The 19,897-nt window shown below is 66.0% G+C and carries 16 protein-coding genes and 3 tRNA genes; 2 read left to right on the top strand and 17 right to left on the bottom strand.

Going from position 1 to position 19,897, the window contains the following annotated elements; genetic code table 11:
• Position 1: 1 nt before the first annotated feature.
• The 4 genes from tuf to ACIQ67_RS04860 form a co-directional block, all read right to left on the bottom strand.
• A complete protein-coding gene (tuf, locus tag ACIQ67_RS04875; RefSeq protein ID WP_397533230.1) occupies positions 2-1,192 on the bottom strand; it encodes an elongation factor Tu in 1,191 nt (396 codons plus the stop codon).
• A gap of 42 nt (positions 1,193-1,234) precedes the next feature.
• Positions 1,235-1,309 (bottom strand) — tRNA-Thr (locus ACIQ67_RS04870).
• A 73-nt stretch (positions 1,310-1,382) separates the two neighbouring features.
• Positions 1,383-1,456, bottom strand: a tRNA-Gly gene (locus tag ACIQ67_RS04865).
• Between the two features lie 72 nt (positions 1,457-1,528).
• Positions 1,529-1,614, bottom strand: a tRNA-Tyr gene (locus tag ACIQ67_RS04860).
• 393 nt (positions 1,615-2,007) lie between these two features.
• Here ACIQ67_RS04860 and ACIQ67_RS04855 point away from each other — a divergent pair.
• Positions 2,008-4,644 carry a TonB-dependent receptor gene (locus tag ACIQ67_RS04855; RefSeq protein ID WP_397533229.1) on the top strand — a complete coding sequence of 879 codons (2,637 nt, stop codon included), beginning with the start codon at positions 2,008-2,010 and terminating at the stop codon, positions 4,642-4,644.
• Positions 4,645-4,744: 100 nt separating this feature from the next.
• On the opposite strand, the gene ACIQ67_RS04850 is transcribed toward ACIQ67_RS04855, so the two are convergent.
• The 10 genes from ACIQ67_RS04850 to ACIQ67_RS04805 all read right to left on the bottom strand — a co-directional run bounded on the left by ACIQ67_RS04850 (position 4,745) and on the right by ACIQ67_RS04805 (position 15,450).
• A complete protein-coding gene (locus ACIQ67_RS04850) occupies positions 4,745-5,452 on the bottom strand; it encodes a DUF6445 family protein (RefSeq protein ID WP_397533228.1) in 708 nt (235 codons plus the stop codon).
• Between the two features lie 94 nt (positions 5,453-5,546).
• On the bottom strand, positions 5,547-6,638 hold the full coding sequence (locus ACIQ67_RS04845; RefSeq protein ID WP_397533227.1) for an acyltransferase family protein: 1,092 nt from the start codon (positions 6,636-6,638) through the stop codon (positions 5,547-5,549).
• Between the two features lie 64 nt (positions 6,639-6,702).
• On the bottom strand, positions 6,703-7,959 hold the full coding sequence (locus ACIQ67_RS04840) for a glycoside hydrolase family 18 protein (RefSeq protein WP_397533226.1): 1,257 nt from the start codon (positions 7,957-7,959) through the stop codon (positions 6,703-6,705).
• 23 nt (positions 7,960-7,982) lie between these two features.
• On the bottom strand, positions 7,983-8,900 hold the full coding sequence (locus ACIQ67_RS04835) for a glycoside hydrolase family 16 protein (protein WP_397533225.1): 918 nt from the start codon (positions 8,898-8,900) through the stop codon (positions 7,983-7,985).
• Between the two features lie 3 nt (positions 8,901-8,903).
• Positions 8,904-10,175 (bottom strand): MFS transporter, encoded by a 1,272-nt coding sequence (locus ACIQ67_RS04830; RefSeq protein WP_397533224.1) that lies wholly within the window; start codon positions 10,173-10,175, stop codon positions 8,904-8,906.
• A 2-nt stretch (positions 10,176-10,177) separates the two neighbouring features.
• On the bottom strand, positions 10,178-11,686 hold the full coding sequence (gene nagZ / locus ACIQ67_RS04825; protein WP_397533223.1) for a beta-N-acetylhexosaminidase: 1,509 nt from the start codon (positions 11,684-11,686) through the stop codon (positions 10,178-10,180).
• An 11-nt stretch (positions 11,687-11,697) separates the two neighbouring features.
• Positions 11,698-12,708, bottom strand: a complete 1,011-nt coding sequence (locus tag ACIQ67_RS04820) for an SIS domain-containing protein (protein ID WP_397533232.1) — start codon at positions 12,706-12,708, stop codon at positions 11,698-11,700.
• Positions 12,701-13,831, bottom strand: coding sequence for an N-acetylglucosamine-6-phosphate deacetylase (nagA, locus tag ACIQ67_RS04815; protein ID WP_397533222.1), 1,131 nt, complete (start codon positions 13,829-13,831; stop codon positions 12,701-12,703). The genes ACIQ67_RS04820 and nagA overlap by 8 nt, the downstream gene beginning before the upstream one ends.
• A 15-nt stretch (positions 13,832-13,846) precedes the next feature.
• Entirely contained in the window at positions 13,847-14,584 is a 738-nt protein-coding gene (locus ACIQ67_RS04810; RefSeq protein WP_397533221.1) for a GntR family transcriptional regulator, read from the bottom strand.
• Positions 14,581-15,450, bottom strand: a complete 870-nt coding sequence (locus tag ACIQ67_RS04805) for a BadF/BadG/BcrA/BcrD ATPase family protein (protein WP_397533220.1) — start codon at positions 15,448-15,450, stop codon at positions 14,581-14,583. Before ACIQ67_RS04805 ends, ACIQ67_RS04810 begins: the two co-directional genes overlap by 4 nt.
• A gap of 318 nt (positions 15,451-15,768) precedes the next feature.
• Between ACIQ67_RS04805 and ACIQ67_RS04800 the strand changes: the two genes are divergently transcribed.
• Positions 15,769-17,274 (top strand): GAF domain-containing protein, encoded by a 1,506-nt coding sequence (locus ACIQ67_RS04800; RefSeq protein ID WP_397533219.1) that lies wholly within the window; start codon positions 15,769-15,771, stop codon positions 17,272-17,274.
• A 7-nt stretch (positions 17,275-17,281) separates the two neighbouring features.
• Here ACIQ67_RS04800 and ACIQ67_RS04795 read toward each other — a convergent pair whose 3' ends face one another.
• From ACIQ67_RS04795 to trpD, 3 genes are read right to left on the bottom strand one after another with little or no spacing between them, the layout of a single operon-like run.
• Complete coding sequence (locus tag ACIQ67_RS04795; protein WP_397533218.1) at positions 17,282-18,037, bottom strand: uracil-DNA glycosylase; 756 nt, start codon at positions 18,035-18,037, stop codon at positions 17,282-17,284.
• Positions 18,037-18,828 (bottom strand): indole-3-glycerol phosphate synthase TrpC, encoded by a 792-nt coding sequence (gene trpC, locus ACIQ67_RS04790; RefSeq protein ID WP_397533217.1) that lies wholly within the window; start codon positions 18,826-18,828, stop codon positions 18,037-18,039. Before trpC ends, ACIQ67_RS04795 begins: the two co-directional genes overlap by 1 nt.
• A 34-nt stretch (positions 18,829-18,862) precedes the next feature.
• Entirely contained in the window at positions 18,863-19,897 is a 1,035-nt protein-coding gene (trpD, locus tag ACIQ67_RS04785; RefSeq protein ID WP_397533216.1) for an anthranilate phosphoribosyltransferase, read from the bottom strand.

The raw sequence follows: 19,897 nt of genomic DNA, 5'->3' as shown, positions 1-19,897 counted from the left end.
CTTACTCGAGGATGGTTGCGACCACGCCGGAGCCGACAGTACGGCCGCCTTCGCGGATAGCAAAACGCAGACCTTCTTCCATGGCGATCGGAGCGATCAGCTTCACGGTGATGCCGACGTTGTCGCCAGGCATGACCATTTCCTTGCCTTCCGGCAGGCTCACTGCGCCCGTCACGTCCGTCGTACGGAAGTAGAACTGGGGACGGTAGTTGTTGAAGAACGGCGTGTGGCGGCCGCCCTCTTCCTTGGACAAGACGTAGATCTCGGCCGTGAAGTGGGTGTGCGGCTTGATCGTGCCCGGCTTGGCCAGCACTTGGCCACGCTCGACGTCTTCACGCTTGGTGCCGCGCAGCAGGATGCCGACGTTGTCGCCAGCTTGACCCTGGTCCAGCAGCTTGCGGAACATTTCCACGCCGGTCACGGTGGTCTTCTGCACGTCGCGGATACCGACGATTTCGATTTCCTCGCCGACCTTGATGATGCCGCGCTCAACACGACCGGTCACCACGGTGCCGCGGCCCGAGATCGAGAACACGTCTTCCACCGGCAGCAGGAACGCGCCGTCCACGGCACGCTCAGGCTGGGGGATGTAGGTGTCCAGTGCGTCAGCCAGACGCATGATGGCTTGCTCGCCCAGGTCGCCCGTGTCGCCTTCCAGCGCCAGCTTGGCCGAACCCTTGATGATCGGGGTGTCGTCGCCGGGGAAGTCGTACTTGCTCAGCAGCTCGCGGACTTCCATTTCCACCAGCTCCAGCAGCTCGGCGTCGTCCACCATGTCGCACTTGTTCAGGAACACGATGATGTACTTCACGCCCACCTGACGCGCCAGCAGGATGTGCTCGCGGGTCTGGGGCATCGGGCCGTCAGCAGCCGAGCACACCAGGATCGCGCCGTCCATCTGGGCCGCGCCGGTGATCATGTTCTTGACGTAGTCGGCGTGGCCGGGGCAGTCAACGTGCGCGTAGTGGCGGTTAGCCGTCTCGTACTCGACGTGCGCGGTGTTGATCGTGATGCCGCGGGCCTTCTCTTCTGGCGCTGCGTCAATCTGGTCGTAGGCCTTGGCCTCGCCACCAAACTTCTTCGACAGCACGGTCGCGATCGCTGCCGTCAGCGTCGTCTTGCCGTGGTCAACGTGACCGATCGTGCCCACGTTCACGTGCGGCTTGGTACGTTCAAACTTGCCTTTTGCCATCTTGCGCTCCTGGAGGCGAACAGATCAGAAGAAGGGAATTGATGGTGCCCATGACGCGGATCGAACGCGTGACCTCTCCCTTACCAAGGGAGTGCTCTACCACTGAGCCACATGGGCATCGACACAGGTTTAACGGCCGCCCTCTCGAGCAACCGGCAAACCGGTATCGACACAAGCAGAACCCGACAACTGGAGCGGGAAACGGGAATCGAACCCGTGTCATTAGCTTGGAAGGCTAAGGTTCTACCATTGAACTACTCCCGCCCGGGAGCCCTACCTATCGAAACCGAGATGCCAACAACGAAGCCGGCATCTCGACCCGATAAACGTTTCGCCTGGTGGAGGAGGCTGGATTCGAACCAGCGTAGGCGTAAGCCAACAGATTTACAGTCTGCCCCCTTTAGCCACTCGGGCACCCCTCCGAGGCGAGCCATAGACTATAGCACAGCGCTATTCGTCTGCAACGACTTTTTTGGTCGAGGCGTCACCAGCACCGCATCCGATGCAGGCAGGCAGCAAGGCCCGACCGTCGGCCGCCAGACCAACGAGCAGACCACAACCAGACCAGGTGCTTCGCAGCCCGTTGCGGTAGCGCGAGTGGAAGCATCCAAGTCCCCGACACACAAACGACACACAGGGAAAACACGCAAACAAAAGTGGTAGCTATGTGGATCTATTGCGGCTTATAGTGGTATTGCATTGGTTGCATTCGTATGCATCTATTGGCGCCGGGCTTGGGTACGTTCCTGTCTGGCGGAGTTCACGGTTCCAGTCGCAACAGGCCGCATTCGCAGGCCATATAAAAGGAGCAGTTCATGAAGGTCAGGAAGACCCCCATCGCGGCCGCCGTGTCGCTGACGTTGCTGGGCGCGGCATTCAGCGTCCACGCCCAACAAGCCGACTCAGCGGCCAAGAAGCCTGAGGCCGGTGCGCTTGAGCAGGTCGTTGTGACCGGCATCCGCGCGTCGCTCGAGACCGCCGCCAACATCAAGAAGAACGCCAGCGCCGTTGTGGACGCTGTCTCAGCCGAGGACGTCGGCAAGCTCCCGGACGCCGACGTGGGCCAGGCCCTGGGTCGCATTCCTGGCATCTCGGTGGGGCGCGCTTTCGGCCAAGGCGCCTCGGTGTCCATTCGCGGCTCGGATCCGCAGATGACCTACACCACGCTGAACGGTCAGACCGTCGCTTCCACGGGTTGGTATGACCAGATGGACATCGATCGCTCGTTCAACTACTCGCTGCTGCCGGCGGAACTGATTGGTGGCATGGAGGTCTACAAGTCCTCGCAAGCCAACCTGACGGAAGGTGGCATCGGCGGTACCGTGATCGTCAAGACCCGCAAGCCGCTGGACCTGGCCGCAGGTGCCGCATTCGCCAGCGTCAAGTACGGCATCGGCACGATCAGCGATCCTGAAAAGGAAGTCTCCGGCCTCTACAGCTGGAAGAACAGTGCCCGCAACTTCGGCGTCCTGGTCGCCGCGGCACACTCGGACGGCACCTACATCCGACGCGGCATCGAGGCAGACAGCCGCTGGGCATCTGACGTGGCACCTACCGCCTTCGTGCAGGAGCGTAAGCGCGAGGCGCTGAACGTCGTCCTTCAGGCAAAGCCGGTGCAAGGGCTCGAGCTGGGGCTGAACGTGCTGAGTCTGAAGCTGGGGGCCAACAACTCCAACAGTAGCGACTACATCTTCCACGACGCCAACTGCACAAAGCGCAACACGGCGGTCAAGTCTGCATTCAATCCGACCGGCGTCTGCCTGACAAGCACGACAACGGCTGCAAAGCCCTTGATCAACCAGTTCTACCAGAACTGGGCTCGCGCAGCCGAGATGAGCTCTGACAGCGTCACGGTCAACGGCAGCTACAAGACGGACATCGCCAAGTTCGACTTCGTCGCTGGCCAGACCAAGGCCGAAGGCGGTACGACGCTGACAACCAACTACGCGTATGGCTGGTGGGACAAGCCTGCGAAGTGGCAAGGCACGATCGACGCCACTGGCAAGCAGATCAGCCTGAACCCGACCTCGAATCAGTCCTTTGGCGTGGCCGACCTGCCCAAGCAGAGCTCGCCCGAGACCTGGGCCACGTCGCGTGGACCGAACAAGGACAGCGAGAAGTACGCGCAGCTCGATGCCACCATCGACCTGAACCTGGGTGCGATCAGCGCCTTCAAGACCGGTGTTCGCTTCGCTGATCACACCTTCGAGAAGCGCAGCTTCCGCCCGGTGTGGAACTCGACGATCGCTGGGGTCGATACCGGCAGCCTCTTCAGTGGCTCGGTCGACGTGGCGAGCTGGTCGGTGCCGCGCCCGAACATCGACGCGATGATCGCCAACACCAGCAAGAACATTGCCGGCTGGAACGAGGACCGCTCGGCCTATAGCGAGCTGAACGAGAAGAACCGCGCCGCCTACGGCATGTTCGAGTTCGACGCCCAGAACATTCGTGGCAACTTCGGCCTGCGCTACATCTCTACCACGGTGCGCAGCACGGGTTACGCCTTTGACGGAACGCCGCTGGCCAATGGCGACTACTCCGGCAACCTCAACTGGGGCCGTGGATTGGCCACCAAGACCGCGACCTACAACGACGTGCTGCCGAGCGCCAACATCGCCTTCGAACTCCAGCGCAACTTGGTCCTGCGCGCAACGGCCTCGCAAGCCATCACACGCCCGAACTTCGCCAATATGTTCGGCGTCACCGTGTCCGGCTACAACGATGACCGCGTGGGCAACGAAACCTGGACCGTCGGCAATGTCGGCCTGAAGCCCATGAAGTCCAGCCAAGCCGACATCGGCCTGGAGTACTACTACGGCAAGGGCAACCTGCTGTCGGCAACCTTCTTCACGAAGGACATCTCCAACTTCATCACTGCTGAAGTCAAGAGCAACCAGAAGGTCGGCTTGATCGACCCGATCAGCAAGGTCGACAACTGGACCGTCCAGAGCTTTGTCAACGCGGGCGGCGGCAGCATCCGGGGTCTGGAATTCCAGGTCAACCACAACCTGGGCAACGGCTTTGGTGGCATCGCCAACTACACCTTCACCGAAGGCACGGCACCGGCCAGCAGCTACATCGACAACCTGGGCATCTTCACGCAAGCCTCCAAGCACAACGTGAACCTGGTGGGCTACTACGAGAACCAGACCTATACAGCGCGCCTGGCCTACAACTGGCGCTCGAAGTACATGATCCGCGAAGGCGCATTCTGGTACGGCAACCGCATGCACGATGCCTACGGCACGCTGGACGCGAGCTTCGGCTGGAACATCAACAAGTCGCTGAAGCTGTCGGTCGAGGCGATCAACCTGCTCAAGCAGGATGATGTTCAGTACGGTGCGGCCGAAGCCTCCAACTCGGCCGTCAAGGATCCGCTGCGCGCCGGTTTCCCGGCTTGGTCCTTCAAGGGTGAGACCACGGTTCGCGTGGGTCTGAGCGCCAAGTTCTGACCTGGCAACGCCCAGCAAAAGGCCCGGCTAGTCCGGGCCTTTTTTTGTCGAAGTCGCGAACGCGATGCCTAAGCACACTCGCCGGGCGTCGCGGCGCAGCCTAGAAGTCGAAGAATGAGTTGACCGTCAGGCGTCCGCTGCGCGGATCCGCACTGATGCTTCGAGCCGGATTGATGCAGGCACTGTGCAGCAGGCTGCCCGGGTAGATCACCAGCCGATTGAAGCGGGCCGGCATGATGCCGAGCAACTCGAAGCAGTCGTCCGAGTCATCGAAGTAGCGCGCCCGTGGCGGGCTGGCATTCAATTCCCGGTAATGCACATCAAGGTAGTGCTCACGGTTCTGCGCCGTGATCTGTTGCACTTCGGTGGCTTTGTGGCGATAGAACCCGGTTCCCCCGTGCTGCTCATCGCACAGGTACAGCAGCACCGCCATGTGGTGCGGCGTGCTGGCGTCGAAATGCGGGACGCGCTGCAAAGGCCCCAGTGACTGCGGCGCTGTCGTCGTCAGAGAGAAGGCGCAGATGCTCTTGCGCAGCGGCAGCTCGTCAGGCACGCCGAAGTTCAGGCGGATCAAAGGATCCAGCAGAGCGACCAGCGCCTGCGAGTAGTCAGCTGGCGCCTGCGCGCGAACGCCCGGATAGCCCTTGCGCTCCGCCATGCCCGGGTAAGCCTCATAGCGGCTGGCGCACGCCACCTCGAGCAGGGCCTGTGGAGCCTCCAGAAAATCGTCGATGAAGACCACAGGATGCTCCCCCACCTGCACCGACTGGACGTTCGGTGGCATCCGAATCTGAAAGCGATCACTCATGCCTGAGCCCCAGTGATTGGAAACGGCTGCACCTGTGCGCAGCCCAGCCGCGCCACTGTAGCGGCCGCGGCTGTTGACTCAATGGAGCCAAGCATCAGACCTTGATATAGAGACGCCGCCGGTCGAGGAACCACACAACCCACGCCCAGAGCAGCACGAATGTGAGCGCAAAAGCCAGCGAAGCCTGATAAGGCCCCAGGCCCTTAGCAATCCAGGCGAAGCCGCCGGTGTAGATCGGCTTCATCCAACCCTGCCCCTCCAGCACCACCGCCAGCACCCACGCGCCAGCATACGCTGCGATGGCGTTGACGCCGAAGGCGCGGCCCAAGGCCGGCAAGCCACGCCGATCCACCAGCTGGTGCGTCAACGCAAGCGCCAGGCAAGCCCAGCCGCCGGTCCACAGCACGAAGCTGCTGGTCCAGAGCTGCTTGTTCCAGGGCAGGTGCAAGGCGGCCAGATAGCCCAGGCCCAAGGCGACGGCACCCAACGCCCACAAGCGGGCACCCAAGCCCTGCCGCAGCCAGTCTCCGGCACGTAGGCCCAGCAGACAGGTGGCGAAGGCGCCCAGCGTGCTCAGAATGCCTTCAGGCTCATGCGCCTGCCCGGTGGCCGCTGACCATTCATAAGACCAGGCCCCCAGAAGCGCGCTGTCGATCCGCGCGGCCAGGTTGCCGTCCTTGCTCAGCGGCCCACCGGCCACCAGCAGCACGGCATAGCCCACCAGCAAGGCCACCAGCAGCAGCCATTGCTGGCGCTGGCGCAGGTAGAGCGCCACCAGGCCGGTGAACGCAAAGCACAGGGCGATGCGCTGCAGCACACCCATCAAGCGGAACTCGGGCTTGTCCATCAGCCACCAGGCCAGCGCATGCAAGGCCAAACCCAGCAGCAGGATTCGCAAGGCGCGCTCCAGCACCCCACGGGCCATCGGAGCTGGCGCGCAGCCGGCATCGACGCGCGCGCCAAGGCTCAGTGCGATAGAAACGCCGACGATGAACAGGAAGAATGGAAAGATCAGGTCGGTCGGGGTGCAGCCATGCCAAGCCGCATGCTGCAACGGCGCATAGACGTAGCCCCAGTCGCCCGGGTTGTTGACCAGCAGCATCGCTGCGACCGCCAGCCCGCGTAGTGCGTCCACTGAATCCAGTCGGGCTTGACTTCTTGCTACGGTGGCTTGCTTGTCGCTCAAGGGCGGAACCTCCAACTGCGATGCTTCATTCACTTCAATGCCTGGGCGGCGGCTGAGCCGAGCCTCAGCGGCCAGGAATCAGCCGATGCCCGAGCCCGCGGTTCATGGCGTTGAGCAGATCCCCGTTGTCCTGGCTGAGCTCCCAGGCAAACAGACCCGCCAGCCCTTGCTCCCGAGCAAAGAGCGCCTTGGCCTGGACCGCACGAGGATCGTCGTAGCCGATGTAGCGCTGCCGGCGCGGGTCGTGCAGCGCCCAGGCCTGCGTCTGCTTGTCGAAGCGCGCCTCATAGCCCTGGCGGCCGCGCCCCTGGCGATCCAGATAGCGCCGCGCCAGTTCGCGATAAACCAGGCTGCCATCGCCACCAGGGGGGTAGACGCCGCTCTTGCTGGCCCCCGTCTGCGCGGAGCCAGCGCCGGCGAATCCACGGCCGTACATGGCCACACCGGCCACCAGCTTGGACGCCGGCACCCCCGCCCCGATGAAATTGAGGGTGCCCTGCTCAAGGCTGTCATCCGAACCAGCGCGGCTGCCGCGCAAGGCCGCATGGTGGCCCACGGTGTCGGACCAGCCGCCGTAGTAGTCGTAGCTCATCATGAAGACCAGATCCAAGGCCGGCCCGGCCGCGCGCCAGTCGATCCGATCGACCACCTTGGCCGTCGTGTTTACGGCGACAGTCAGCAGATAGCGTCGCCCTGTCGTCTGGCCCAGCCGGTCCAGTGCCGCACGCAGCTCCTGCATCAGCAGCACAAAGTGGGCGCCATCCTGATGGTTGCCGAGCTGCACGCCGTTGGCCGCGCCGTTGTCGCCGGGGTGCTCCCAGTCAATGTCGAGGCCATCAAAGCCCGGGTGCGCGCGCAGGAAGCGCACGGCATCCCAGATGAAAACCGCCCGACGCGCGGGATCGCCGGCCATCGGAAAGAAAGGGTCGGAGCCGCCCCAGCCCCCGACCGAGGCGAGCACGCGCAGCCCCGCCTCGCGCGCCTTCAGACGCTGGAAGACGGCATCAAAGCGCGCATGCGCAGGGTCTGCCGCTAGCTCAAAGTCGGCCTTTCCTGAGCAACCCTGCGCGTCCTTGTCGAGCTGCCCCGGCCCGCACATCCGCAGGAAGGCATAGAGCAGATGACTGACACTGCCCGGCCGCAGGCGTTCCACCACAGCCGGCGATTCCCAGCTTGGCACATAGACGCCGACCACCGCATCACTGCGCCGCTCCACCGCCAGCGGGCCGGCACCAAACACCGGCTGGGCCAGCGCCGCCGGCGCGCTCTGCAACACGGCCAGCAGCAGAAAACACTGGCCAACGAGACGCGAAAGAGTCATGACAGGCCCAACAAAGCGAAGATTCACATATCGCAGGGGCTGTCCAGCGGCGGCTGTGCAGCCGGCACGCTGTCCAGGCGCTTCACCCCGCGCTGACGCAGAGACTGCACGGCAGCATCCACCTGCTGCGGTTCGAGCTTCTGTCCCTTGGCATGGAACACCCAGTCCACATCGGTTTCATAGGCCCGGACACCGGCTTGCGGGCCGAGCAAGCCCCCCGGTGAGAACCACAGATTGAAGTTGATCGCCATCGGCACCACGGGGTAGTTGCGCCCTCCATGCTCGCCCAGGAATTGGCCGTCCAGGTAGAGGCGAACCTTGCCGTCAATCACCTGCATCATCAGCACACGCCAGCCATCGTGCGAACCTTCGCGCTGATGCATCGAGTTGAAGGCCCGCCAGGGTTCGATCTGAACGGTCTGCCAGCTGATGCCATAGATACGCGTCTTCTCGCTACCCCAGCCACCGTTGGGCAGGTATTCCCAGTCGACCTCGCTGAACTCGGGATCCAGGTCATGCCGCAGCGGACTGATCGCGAAGAAGGCCTGGATCACCGGATCGCCGTCGACGCCCTGCACCGGCGTGTCGCTGAAGCGAACCCGCGCGGCATAGGTGCCCTCCAGATACTTGCGCGCATGGCACAGCTGCGCCTGCGCGGTACCGGCTGCCGTGCCGTCCGTGCTGGCTTTCAGCCGCAGCACACGGTTGCCGGCCTGTGCCGGGTCGTCCAGCAGCCGCAGCTGCGCCGCGCCCCAGCGCGCGCCCTTCAGGCCAGGATGGCCGAGCGCGCTGCGCAGCGTCCAGCCGCCAGCCTGCAAGCCACTCAGGTCAGCGTCGCTGAAGTCATCGAAGAACAAGGGGGCCGGATCGGCCGCCCAAGCCAGCGCGGGTGCCGCGCTCAGGATCAGGGCCGCCAGCCCCTTGCGCAATGTGTTCGCCATGGCTCAATCCTTTTTCGCAGGCGACGGCAGCCGCACGAAGAACATCAGCAGCAGCGCTGGAACGCCGCAGACGATGGTCCAGAGGAAGAAGTCCTGGTAGCCCATCGCCATCTGCACATCACCGCTGATGGTCTTGGAGAAGATGAATCCCAGCTGCATCACGCCCGTACCCAGCGCGTAGTGCGCCGTCTGGAAGCGGCCCGGCGCCACCGATTGCATGATGTAGAGAATCATGCCGACGAAGCCGAAGCCGTAGCCGAACATCTCCACACTGATGGCCGCACCGAGGTGCCACAGGTCCGTGGGCAGGGCCACGCTGAGGTAGTAGAAAACGACGTTCGGCACCGCCATCGCCAGGATCAGCACCGGCATCGCGCGCTTGAGCCCCAGCCACGAGGTGAAGTAGCCGCCCAGGATGCTGCCGACCAGGAAGGCGGCCGTGCCGCCCGTGCCGTAGATGCCGCCCACCTGCTCGGTCGTCAGGCCCAGGCCCCCCTTGTCGCGCGCCTCGATCAGGAACAGCGGCCCGATGGTCTGCACCTGCCCCTCGGCAAAGCGGAACACGACGATGAACAGGATCGCCAGCCAGATACCGGGCTTGCCCAGGAAATCGGCGATCACCTCTCTCAAGGTGCCGAAGATGCTGGTCACCGTCAGGTCCGCATGCTCGGTGTTCAGCGCGCCCGGCAGCGCATAGGCGTTGTAGGCTGCCAGCACCGCCAACAGCACGGCCAGCAGCACGAAAATCAGCGACCAGGCGTTGAACACGCCGACGCTCTTCTCCAGATGCCCGGCTAGCACCAGCAGGCCGCCCAGCGTCAAAAACTTGGAGGCATTGAAGAAGGCTCCCTGCCAACCGGCATAGGCGGCCTGCTGCTTGGCATCCAGCGAAGCCATGTAGAGGCCGTCGCAGGCGATGTCATGCGTGGCCGAGGCATAGGCCAGCAGGAACAGCACTGCGATGCTGGCGGCGAAGTACATCGGCAGCTGCAGCGCCAGCGCCATCAGCGCCAAGCCTGCTGCGCCGGTGAACTGCATCGCCACCACGATCAGCTTCTTGCTGCGCGCCAGCTCCAGGAAGGGGCTCCACAAGGGCTTGATGGCCCAGGCCAGCCCCAGCAGGCCGGTCCAGCGCGCAATCTGGTCGTTCGGCACGCCCATGCTCTTGAACATCAGGCCGGCGATCAGCATCACCACGAAGAACTGCAGGCCCTGCACGAAGTACAGGCTGGGCACCCAGCGGATCGGCGAGATGGTGGGAGACGTTGCACTCATGGTCAGGACTCCTGGTTCAGGCTCACGGGCGGCCGGGCCACAGCCTCGAGATCACCGCGCAGCCAGCGCGTCAACGCAAGCAAGGCGCCGTCGGCATAGCCCCAGCTGATGACGGCCGGGGCGGCGATGTCCAGCACCTGGAAGGGATTCCACAGCGCCAGATGCAGATCAGGCCGGGCCAAGCGGGCGGCTGCGCCGAAGCGGCCGCGATGGTTGGACACCAGCACATTCATTCGCGCGTCCTGCGGCACATCGGCGGCGCTGAGTGCGCGCAGATCCTGCACGCGCAGCAGTTGCACATCGTCGAAGTAGCCGGCAAACAGTGCCTGCACCTGCTCCACCGAAGCACCGGCTTCCGACACGCCATCGCTGGCCACACTGGCCTGGCAGATCAGGCGGATCGGTGTCTGGCGGGCGGGCGGCCGCGCGCCACGCACGGTACACAGGCCGCGCGCCCAGCCGTCATGCATCAGCTGCTCATCGGCGAGCCGCTGCTTTGCGTCGTAGTCTCGCGTCTGCAGGGGGAAGCGCTCGGCCAGACGGTCGATCCGTGCTGCCGCGCGCTCAAGCTGCGCTGTCTCCAGCTGCCCCGCGGCCCAGGCGGCACCGATGGCCTCGATCGCCGCTCGCTGCTCCTGCAGGCTGCCCTGGGCCAGCGGCATGTCGGCGCCGGCCTGCAGCGCCAGCACCGCGGCGCGGGCATGGCCATAGCGCTCGTGCACAGCCTTCATCATCAGCGCATCGGTGATGACGACGCCGTCATAGCCCATGCTGTCGCGCAGGATGCCGGTCAGCACGCGCCGTGACAGCGTGGCCGGATGCTCGGCATCGAGCTGCGGATAAACGATATGCGCCGTCATCACCGCCGGCGCCACTTCAGCGCCCTGGGTCAGCGCGCGGAAGGGTTTGAGTTCCAGCGCCTCCAGCGCGGCCAGCGACTTGTCCACAGTCGGCAGCGCGTGGTGCGAGTCCACATGCGTGTCGCCATGGCCAGGAAAGTGCTTCACGCAGCAGGCCACACCCTCGCGCAGCGAACCGCGCATCCAGGCCCGCGCCAGGCGCGTCACCAGCTCCGGGTCGTCGCCGAAGCTGCGCTCGCCGATCACCGGATTTGCGGGGTTGTTGTTGACATCCAGCACCGGCGCGAAGTTCCAGTTGATGCCCAGATGCAACAGGCCGCGCGCCACCGCGGCGCCCACCTGCTCGGCCAGAGCCTCATCACCGATCGCGCCCAGCGCCATCGCGGCCGGCGCCTGCGGCAGGCTGGTGGCCCGAATCACAGAGCCGCCTTCCTGGTCGATGCCGATCAAAGCCTGCTCGCCCATCACCGCGCGCAGATCGGCGGTGAGCTGGCGGATTTCCGTCTCGCTGCCCAGGTTCTTGCGGAACAGGCAGACCGCGCGCACCTGGTGCTGGCGCAGGAAGTCCGCGGTCGGCGCGTCCAGCTGTTTGCCGGGAATATCGACCATCACCAGGCGGCCGGGGTGGAAGCTGCTGTGTTGCTGCGTCATGGCACCCTCGTTCAATGGGTCTTGGTGACCTTGGCCAGATGGCGCGGCTGGTCCGGGTTGTTGCCACGCGCACGCGACAAGGCCTCCACCATCGGATAGAAGCTCTGCACCACCGCGATCGGGTCGAGGTCTTCGCTGCCACTGCAGACCAGGGGCAGCTCGGCGCCCGGCGTGCCAGCCGGCGCGGCCAGCAGCACACGCGCGCCCCGGCCACGCATTTCGTCGGCCAGCGCCAGCAGGCCGGCCTGGGCCGGCCCGCGCGGCGCGAACACCAGCATCGGATAGCCCTCTTCCACCAAGGCCATCGGGCCGTGCTTGACCTCCGCGCCCGAGAACGCCTCGGCCTGGATGCCGCAGGTCTCCTTGAACTTCAGCGCCGCTTCCATCGCGATCGGCAGGCCGGTACCGCGGCCGATCACGAACAGCCGGTCGGCCTCTCGCAACACATCCACCGCCACATCCCAGCGCAGCGCCGCGGCCTGCTCCAGCACCTGGGGCAGCTGCTGCAGCGCGGCTAACAGATCGTCATCGCCCTGCCAGGCCGCCACCACACGGGCGCCGGCCACCAGCTGCGCGATATAGCTCTTGGTCGCGGCCACGCTTCTCTCGGCACCCGCATGCAGCGGGAAGACATGCTGCGCGGCCTCGGCCAGCGGCGAGCCCTCAGCGTTCACAAAGGCCACGGTGCGTGCGCCGCCGTCGCGCAGAAAGCGCGTCGGGGCCACCAGATCCGGGCTTTGGCCGGACTGCGAGAAGGCCAGCGACACCAGACCATCGCAGACCAGCCGGCTCTGGTACAGCGTCACCAGCGACATCGGCAGCGAGGTCACCAGGCGGCCCAGACGCGCCATCACCAGATAGGCAAGGTAATGCGCGGCGTGGTCCGAGCTGCCGCGTGCCACCGTCAGCAGAGACGATGGCGGCTGCTGGCGCAGGCTTTCACCCAGTGCCGCATAGGCGGTATGGTCAGCGGCCAGTTGACGGGCCACCACGGCAGGCGCACTGAGCGCCTCTTCATACATCAGCGACGAGCTCAATTGCTTCCCCTTCCACGAATACGTTTGTCAGTTGCAGCGTCTGCGGGTCCAGCACCACCAGATCGGCCATCAGGCCTTGCTTCAGCTGTCCACGGTCCTGCAAACCCAGATAGGCCGCGGCATGGCTGGAGGTGCGGCGCGAAGCCTCATCCAGCGGCAGGCCCAGGCCCACCAGATTGCGCAGCGCCTGGTCCATCGTCAGCGTGCTGCCGGCCAGCGTGCCGTCAGCCAGTCGAACACCGCCCATGCACTTGCTGACCGTCTGGCTGCCCAGGCTGTAGTCGCCGTCCGGCATGCCGGCGGCGGCGGTTGAGTCGGTCACGCAGAACAGGCAAGGGATGGCGCGCAGCGCGGCGCGGATGGCCCCCGGATGCACATGCAGGAGATCAGGGATCAGCTCGGCGTACTGCGCGTGCGCCAGTGCCGCGCCCACCATGCCAGGCTCGCGGTGATGCAGGCCGGTCATCGCGTTGAACAGATGCGTGAAACCGTGCGCGCCGCGCTGCAGTGCCGCCACGCCGTCCTCGTAGCGGCCAGCGCTGTGGCCGATCTGCACGCGGAACCCGGCGTCATTGAGTGGGCCGATCAGGGCCAGATGCCCCTCGATCTCAGGCGCCAGCGTGATCAGGCGGATGGGCGCCAGCGCATGCAGTGCCAGGGCTTCCTCCAGCGTTCCGAGGCGCGCGCAGTCGGGCTGCGCACCCAGCCGGCCCGGGTTGATGTACGGCCCTTCCAGATGCACGCCCAGCACCCGTGCGCCGCCGGCGGCGCGTTCGCGGCAGTGCGGCGCCAGCGCGCGCAGTGCGGCCTCGATCTCGCCGCGCGGCGCGGTCATCGTGGTGGCCAGTAAGGATGTCGTGCCGTGGCCGGCATGAAGACGTGCAATCTCAGCGATAGCGTCACCACCCTGCATCACATCGCGCCCGCCACCGCCATGCACGTGGGTGTCGACAAAGCCGGGCAGCACGATGGGCAGACCCAGGCCGCGCACGGCCGACTCCGACACCGGCACACCGGTGATCGCTGCGATGCGCTGGCCAGCCAGGGCCAGACGACCGCGCAGGAATCCCCCCGGCGTCAGAATGACACCGTCAATCACATCAGCCATCGTGAGTGTCTTCCGTCAGTCGCGCCGCATCTCGGCCACGAAGTCGTAGTAGTCGCTGCGGCAGTAGGAGTGCGTCAACTCCACCGCCTTGCCCGAGGCCACATAGCCGACCCGGGTGATGAAAAGCACCGCCGAGCCCACCGGCACCTCCAGCAAGGCTGCCAGCTTGGCATCAGCATTGATCGCTCGGATGTGCTGCAGCGCGCGCACGGGCGCACCGTCCAGCTGCGCCAGATGCGCATACAGCGAGGATTCGACACGCTGCGGATCCGGCAGCACCGATTCCGGCAGCACGCTGACCTCATAGGCCATCACCACCGAATCGGCCAGACGCTGGCGCTCCAAGCGGGCAACGCGCTCGCCGGCCTTGAGCTCCAGCGACAGCTGCTCGTCCGGCGCCGCGGCACGGAAGGCGCGCGTCAGCCAGCGCGAGCCCGGCACGAAGCCGCGCTGGTGCAGTTCCTCAGAGAAGCTGGTCAGGCGCGTCAACGGTTGCTCCAGCTTCGGCGCAATGTAGTTGCCCGAGCCGCGCTTGCGCACGATCATCCCCTGCTCAACCAGCCGGTCGATCGCCTTGCGTGCTGTCACGCGCGAAAGCTCCAGCGACTCGGCCAACACGCGCTCGGAGGGCAGCGCCTCGTCGGCGTGATAGACGCCATCGCGAATCGCCTGCGCCAGCGCCTGCGCCAGCTGCATGTACAGCGGCGATGCCGCGTCCGCGTCAGGCTTGAATTGAAACGCCGACTTGCTCATTCACCGCCCCCCATCGTCAACATGCTTGTCTGCAGCAGCTGCAAGGCACCGGCGACCGCATCGCCCTGGGCGGCCACACAGCGCGAACGCAATGCCGCCGGCAAACGCGGTGCCAGACGCTCGGCCACACTGCCGGCAAGCACCAGCGGAAGCTCGCCCTCGGGATCAAGCGCCTTCACCACCCGCTCCAGTTCCAGCAAAGCATCACCGATCAGGGCGGACGCCAGCGGGTCGCGGCCCGCCATGTCGAACACGAGCGGGGCCAGGCTGGCATAGCCTTGCTGACCGGCGGCAGCGCACCAGGCCAATAGGGCCTCACGGCTGCGCCCAGCCATCTCAATCAAGGCAGTGGTCAGCGGAGCTTCGGCTTCGCGCCCATCGAATGCCCGGTGGGCATGCGCCATCGCGCAGCGGCCCAGCCAAGCCCCACTGCCCTCATCACCGATCGCCCAGCCCCAGCCGCCTACGCAGGCGCGGCTGCCGTCGCGCCGCAGCGCCTCGCCCACCGAACCGGTGCCGGACACCAGCACCGCACCCGGGCCGCCGCCATGTGCACCCAGCACACCGGTGTAGCCATCGCTGTCCAGCGCGATGAAGGCGAAGCCCGGCTCTGCCGTAATGAAGGCCTGCGCCTGTTCAATCAAGGTGACGCCCGACAAACCCAAGCCGATCGCACAGTCCGCGGGATCAATGCGTCCCAACCCAGCCTGCGCCGCCGCGCCTTGCAAGGCTTGAAGCACATGAGTCCAGGCCTGCTCGACACCCTGTCCTAGCGCGGACGGCCCCGCACGCCCGACGCCAAGGCACTGCCCGCTGGCGTTGTTGAGCTGCAGCCGCGTGCCCGTGCCCCCGCCATCGACACTCACCAGAAACCGTGGGGCCTGGTGTACTTGGGCCGAGCGGAACAACAGAGGGAGGGCAGGCTTCTTCAACATAAGATACCAGTCTAATACCAACAATACAGTGGGTCAATTGGCTTTTAACTGGTATTTGCCCTTGCCCGGTCCATCCCGGAACAGGTCAAGAGCGAGACAAGCAGCGCTGCGTCTGTCAGGCGGTGCGGAGAATACCAGTGCGAAACCAGGTTGAAGGCCAAGCTCGCGAAAACCATCAAGGCCGCGCCGCAGCCGGACGTTATCCTTCGGCCTCCGACGCTTTGGCGCCTCTGCGCAACCTGCCTGCCCGTGTTCAAGATCATTCCCGCCAGCTCCGACGCGATGGCTCGCCTGCAGCAGCGCATCGAGCTGCTCGCGCAGCGCCATCCGGACTGCGCCGCCCGGCGCCTGGAGGCACTGGAGCAGCGATGCCGGCAGCAGGGCAATCTGGCAGCGGCCGTCGACGCGCTCTACACGCGCTTCTACCTGCAGGAACACCGCGGCCGCGCCCTGGAGCTTCAGGCCGCACTGCTGCAGGCGCGGCATGCGGCCGCCGAACAGCATTTCACCTTGCAGGCGGCGCGCGCCGCCGAGGCCCTGGGGCGGATCGCCTATCAGCTGGGTGACTACCAGCAGGCAAGCACCCATTGGGCCGATGCACTCCAGCTGGCCGAGCTGGCGCAGGATCTGCGTGTCACCGTGGCGGCCCGCATCGGCCTGGGCCAGATCCACTATGCCCGCAACGCCTGGGAGCGCGGGCGTCGCATTCATCGCGAAGCGGTCGTCCTGCTCGGCGACCTGGACGACAGCTATCTGGCCGCCAAGCTGGCGCTTAATATTGGCGTTAGTCATTTCGAATGCGGCGAACTGGAGGACGCGGAGCGCCAGTTCAGCCACGGCCTGGCGGCAGCACGACGTGGGCAGCACCGCGAGTTCGAGGCCGAGGCGCATTGGCAGCTGGCTCGCGCTGCACTGGCACGTGGCCGCACCGACTGGGCCATTGCCGACTGCCGCCTGGCGCTGAATCTGGCCAGCCGACTGGGGCACTCCTGGCTGGAAGCAGCTGCCAGCCGGACCTGGACCGAAATCGCGCTGGCCCGCGGCGACGAGGCCGGCGCAGTGCGCAGCAGCCACCACGCGCTGGCACTGGCCGAGCGCATCCAGTCGCGCCCGCAGCAGAGCCAGGCCCATCTGCAGCTGGCCAAGTTGCTGCAGCAGCAAGGCAACGCCGAAGCGGCGCTGCATCACCTGTGGCAGCACCAGTCCTTGCAGACAGAGATTGAGCGGCTCAGTGGCGACACGACCGCGGCACACCTGCGCCTGGACAGCGAAGCACAAGCCCCCGAGGCCTTGCTCTTGCAACTGTCGAACCGCCCCTGGACGCCGCTTCGCTCCGCGGCCGATGCCGAACTCGCGCTGCAAGCGCTGAGTCAGGCCGCCCGGCAAGTGATGCAAGTGGATCAAGTCCGGCTCTGGCTGGACAGCACAGGCGATGGCACGCTGCGCCTGCTGGGCGGCGATAGTCGCCTGCCAGCCGGAACTTATCTGGCGCTTATGCGCGACCGGCATGCGGCGCTGGCGCTGCAGGACATGGCCCTGCATCCCTGCTTCCGCGAACTGCAGGCTTTGCCAGGCGGCACCGACGCGCAATCACGGCTGGAACAGCCGCTCTTCAATGGGCAGGGCCTGGCCGGCGTCCTTTGGCTGGCGCAGACCGGCCACAGCCGCAGCTGGACCCGGCAGGATCAGCTCAACGCAGCGCATCTGGCGCGCTTGATCGAGAACCTGCTGCTGCTGGCGCAGGCCAGCGCTTAGCGCATCCTCAGCGCAGCGGCAATGCCCGCCCCTGCGCCGCCAACCAACGCAGCGCCGTCGAGAAATGCGCGCAGCCGATGAAGGGCACGGGTGGCCTCAGGGCCGACAAGGGCGAGGGATGGTTGGCCTGTAGCAGCAGATGCTGCGGGCCGGCGGCGGCGATCAGTCCGGCCTTGGCCTGTGCATGCGCGCCCCAAAGCATGAAGACCTTAGGCGCGGCATCGCGCGCCGCGGCCAGGATCAGCGCATCGGTCAGTGCCTCCCAGCCCGCGCCCTTGGCGATCTTGGCGTGGCTGGCCGGTGCGCCGTCCTCCACAGTCAGGCTGGTGTTGAGCAGCAGCACGCCGGCCTCGGCCCAGGCGCCCAGATGGCCGCTGGCCGGGAGTACCCAACCCAGGTCGCGCTGCAACTCCTTGAAGATATTGCGCAGGCTGGGCGGCAGCTTCTGCCCGGCCGGCACCGAGAACGCCAGCCCCTCGGCCTGGCCCGGTCCGTGGTACGGGTCCTGGCCCAGGATCACCAGACGGGTGGCGGCCAGCGGCGTGGCCTTGAGTGCCCGCAGCGGGTCGGCGGGGTAGATGATCGCGCTCGCCTGCTGGCGCTGCTCGATCTGCGCGATCAGGGTCTGCGCACCGGCCGTCAGCAGCCATGCGTCCAGACAGGCCTGCCAGCCCGCATCCAGCTGCGCCGTGCGCAGCAGCGCGCCCAGCGGCTCGCTCAAGCGCTGACCGGTGGTGCCCAGGTCCAGACTCTGCTGCGCCATCACTGACCGAACAGTTCGGCCAGCGCTGCGCCCGGATCGTCGGCGCGCATGAAGGCCTCGCCGACCAGGAAGGCGTTGACCTGCGCGGCGCGCATGCGCTGCACATCGGCGCGGCCGAGGATGCCGGACTCGGTCACCAGCAGCTTGTCGGCCGGCACCTGCTTCAGCAGGCCCAGAGTGGTGTCCAGCGTCACTTCGAACGTGCGCAGATTGCGGTTGTTGATGCCCAAGAGCGGCGTCTTCAGGCGCAGCGCACGATCCAGCTCGGCGCCGTCATGCACCTCGACCAGCACATCCATGCCCAGCGCCAGCGCGCAGGCTTCCAGATCGGCCATCTGCGCATTGTCCAGGCTGGCGGCAATCAGCAGGATGCAGTCGGCTCCCATCGCGCGTGCGTCGAAGACCTGGTACTCGTCGACCATGAAGTCCTTGCGCAGCACCGGCAGCGCCACCGCAGCGCGCGCCTGGCGCAGATAGTCGGCATGCCCCTGGAAGAAGGGCTCGTCGGTCAGCACACTCAGGCAGGCACCGCCGTGCTGCTCGTAGCTGCGCGCGATCTCGGCCGGGCGGAAGTCGGCGCGGATCACGCCCTTGCTGGGGCTGGCCTTCTTGATCTCGGCGATCACCGCGCTCTTGCCGGCGGCGATCTTGGCGCGCAGCGCGCGCTCGAAGCCGCGCGTGCTACGGTTGGACTCGGCCTCCTCGCGCAGGCTGGCCAGCGAGCGGCGCGCGCGTGCAGCGACCACTTCCTCATGCTTGACCGCGTTGATTCTGTTCAGGATGTCGGACATGCTCGGTCTGCCTTGTGCGGTTGTAGCGGCGGCTTCAGCTGCGGCCCAGCGTCTGTGTTGCGGCGATGAACTGATCCAGCTTGGCGCGCGCGGCGCCGCTTGCAATCGCCTGGCGGGCCAATGCGATGCCTTCGGCAATCGAGCCCGCCTTGTTGGCGGCATACAGCGTCGCACCCGCGTTCAGGATCACGATGTCTCGCGCCGGGCCTTCTTCGTTGTCCAGGGCGCCCAGCATCATCGCGCGCGATTCATCCGGGCCGCTCACCTTCAGGCTGCGGTTGCTGACCATGGCCATGCCGAAGTCTTCCGGGTGGATCTCGTACTCGCGCACCTCCCCGTTTTTCAGCTCGCCTACCAGCGTGGCCGCGCCCAGCGAGATCTCGTCCATGCCGTCCTTGCCGTAGACCACCAGCGCATGCTCGGCGCCCAGGCGCTGCAGCACCCGCACCTGGATGCCCACCAGATCGGGATGGAACACGCCCATCAGGATGTTGGGCGCGCCGGCTGGGTTGGTCAGCGGGCCCAGGATATTGAACAGCGTGCGCACGCCCAACTCGCGGCGCACCGGCGCGATGTTCTTCATCGCCGGGTGGTGGTTGGGCGCGAACATGAAGCCGATGCCCGTCTGCATGACGCTCTCGGCGACCTGGGCCGGCGTCAGCATGATGTTGGCGCCCAGCGCTTCCAGCACATCGGCGCTGCCGGTCTTGCTGGAGACGCTGCGGCCGCCATGCTTGGCCACCTGCGCGCCCGCTGCCGCGGTGACGAACATCGAGCAGGTCGAGATGTTGAAGGTGTGCGAGCCATCGCCACCGGTGCCCACAACATCCACCAGATGCGGCAGCGGCGGCAGCGGCACCTTGGCCGACAACTCGCGCATCACCTGCGCGGCGGCAGTGATCTCGCCGATGGTTTCCTTCTTCACGCGCAGGCCGATCAACAGGCCGGCCGCGATCACCGGTGACATCTCTCCGGCCATGATGCGGCGCATCAGCGCCAGCATCTCGTCGTGGAAGATCTCGCGGTGCTCGATGACGCGGGTCAGGGCTTCGGTATCGGTGATCGGCAT

This window comes from Roseateles sp. (genome assembly GCF_044373315.1).
Lineage (GTDB): Bacteria > Pseudomonadota > Gammaproteobacteria > Burkholderiales > Burkholderiaceae_C > JACDQM01.
Note: the sequence above shows the minus strand (reverse complement) of the source record. Positions and strands in the feature narration are given on the sequence as shown.

Excerpts from the sequence above, each read along its gene's own strand:
- tuf (WP_397533230.1), bottom strand. The coding sequence starts at position 1,192 with ATGGCAAAAGGCAAGTTTGAACGTACCAAGCCGCACGTGAACGTGGGC.
- ACIQ67_RS04855 (WP_397533229.1), top strand. The coding sequence starts at position 2,008 with ATGAAGGTCAGGAAGACCCCCATCGCGGCCGCCGTGTCGCTGACGTTG.
- ACIQ67_RS04850 (WP_397533228.1), bottom strand. The coding sequence starts at position 5,452 with ATGAGTGATCGCTTTCAGATTCGGATGCCACCGAACGTCCAGTCGGTG.
- ACIQ67_RS04840 (WP_397533226.1), bottom strand. The coding sequence starts at position 7,959 with ATGACTCTTTCGCGTCTCGTTGGCCAGTGTTTTCTGCTGCTGGCCGTG.
- ACIQ67_RS04835 (WP_397533225.1), bottom strand. The coding sequence starts at position 8,900 with ATGGCGAACACATTGCGCAAGGGGCTGGCGGCCCTGATCCTGAGCGCG.
- ACIQ67_RS04830 (WP_397533224.1), bottom strand. The coding sequence starts at position 10,175 with ATGAGTGCAACGTCTCCCACCATCTCGCCGATCCGCTGGGTGCCCAGC.
- nagZ (WP_397533223.1), bottom strand. The coding sequence starts at position 11,686 with ATGACGCAGCAACACAGCAGCTTCCACCCCGGCCGCCTGGTGATGGTC.
- ACIQ67_RS04820 (WP_397533232.1), bottom strand. The coding sequence starts at position 12,708 with ATGTATGAAGAGGCGCTCAGTGCGCCTGCCGTGGTGGCCCGTCAACTG.
- nagA (WP_397533222.1), bottom strand. The coding sequence starts at position 13,831 with ATGGCTGATGTGATTGACGGTGTCATTCTGACGCCGGGGGGATTCCTG.
- ACIQ67_RS04810 (WP_397533221.1), bottom strand. The coding sequence starts at position 14,584 with ATGAGCAAGTCGGCGTTTCAATTCAAGCCTGACGCGGACGCGGCATCG.
- ACIQ67_RS04795 (WP_397533218.1), bottom strand. The coding sequence starts at position 18,037 with ATGGCGCAGCAGAGTCTGGACCTGGGCACCACCGGTCAGCGCTTGAGC.
- trpC (WP_397533217.1), bottom strand. The coding sequence starts at position 18,828 with ATGTCCGACATCCTGAACAGAATCAACGCGGTCAAGCATGAGGAAGTG.
- trpD (WP_397533216.1), bottom strand. The coding sequence starts at position 19,897 with ATGCCGATCACCGATACCGAAGCCCTGACCCGCGTCATCGAGCACCGC.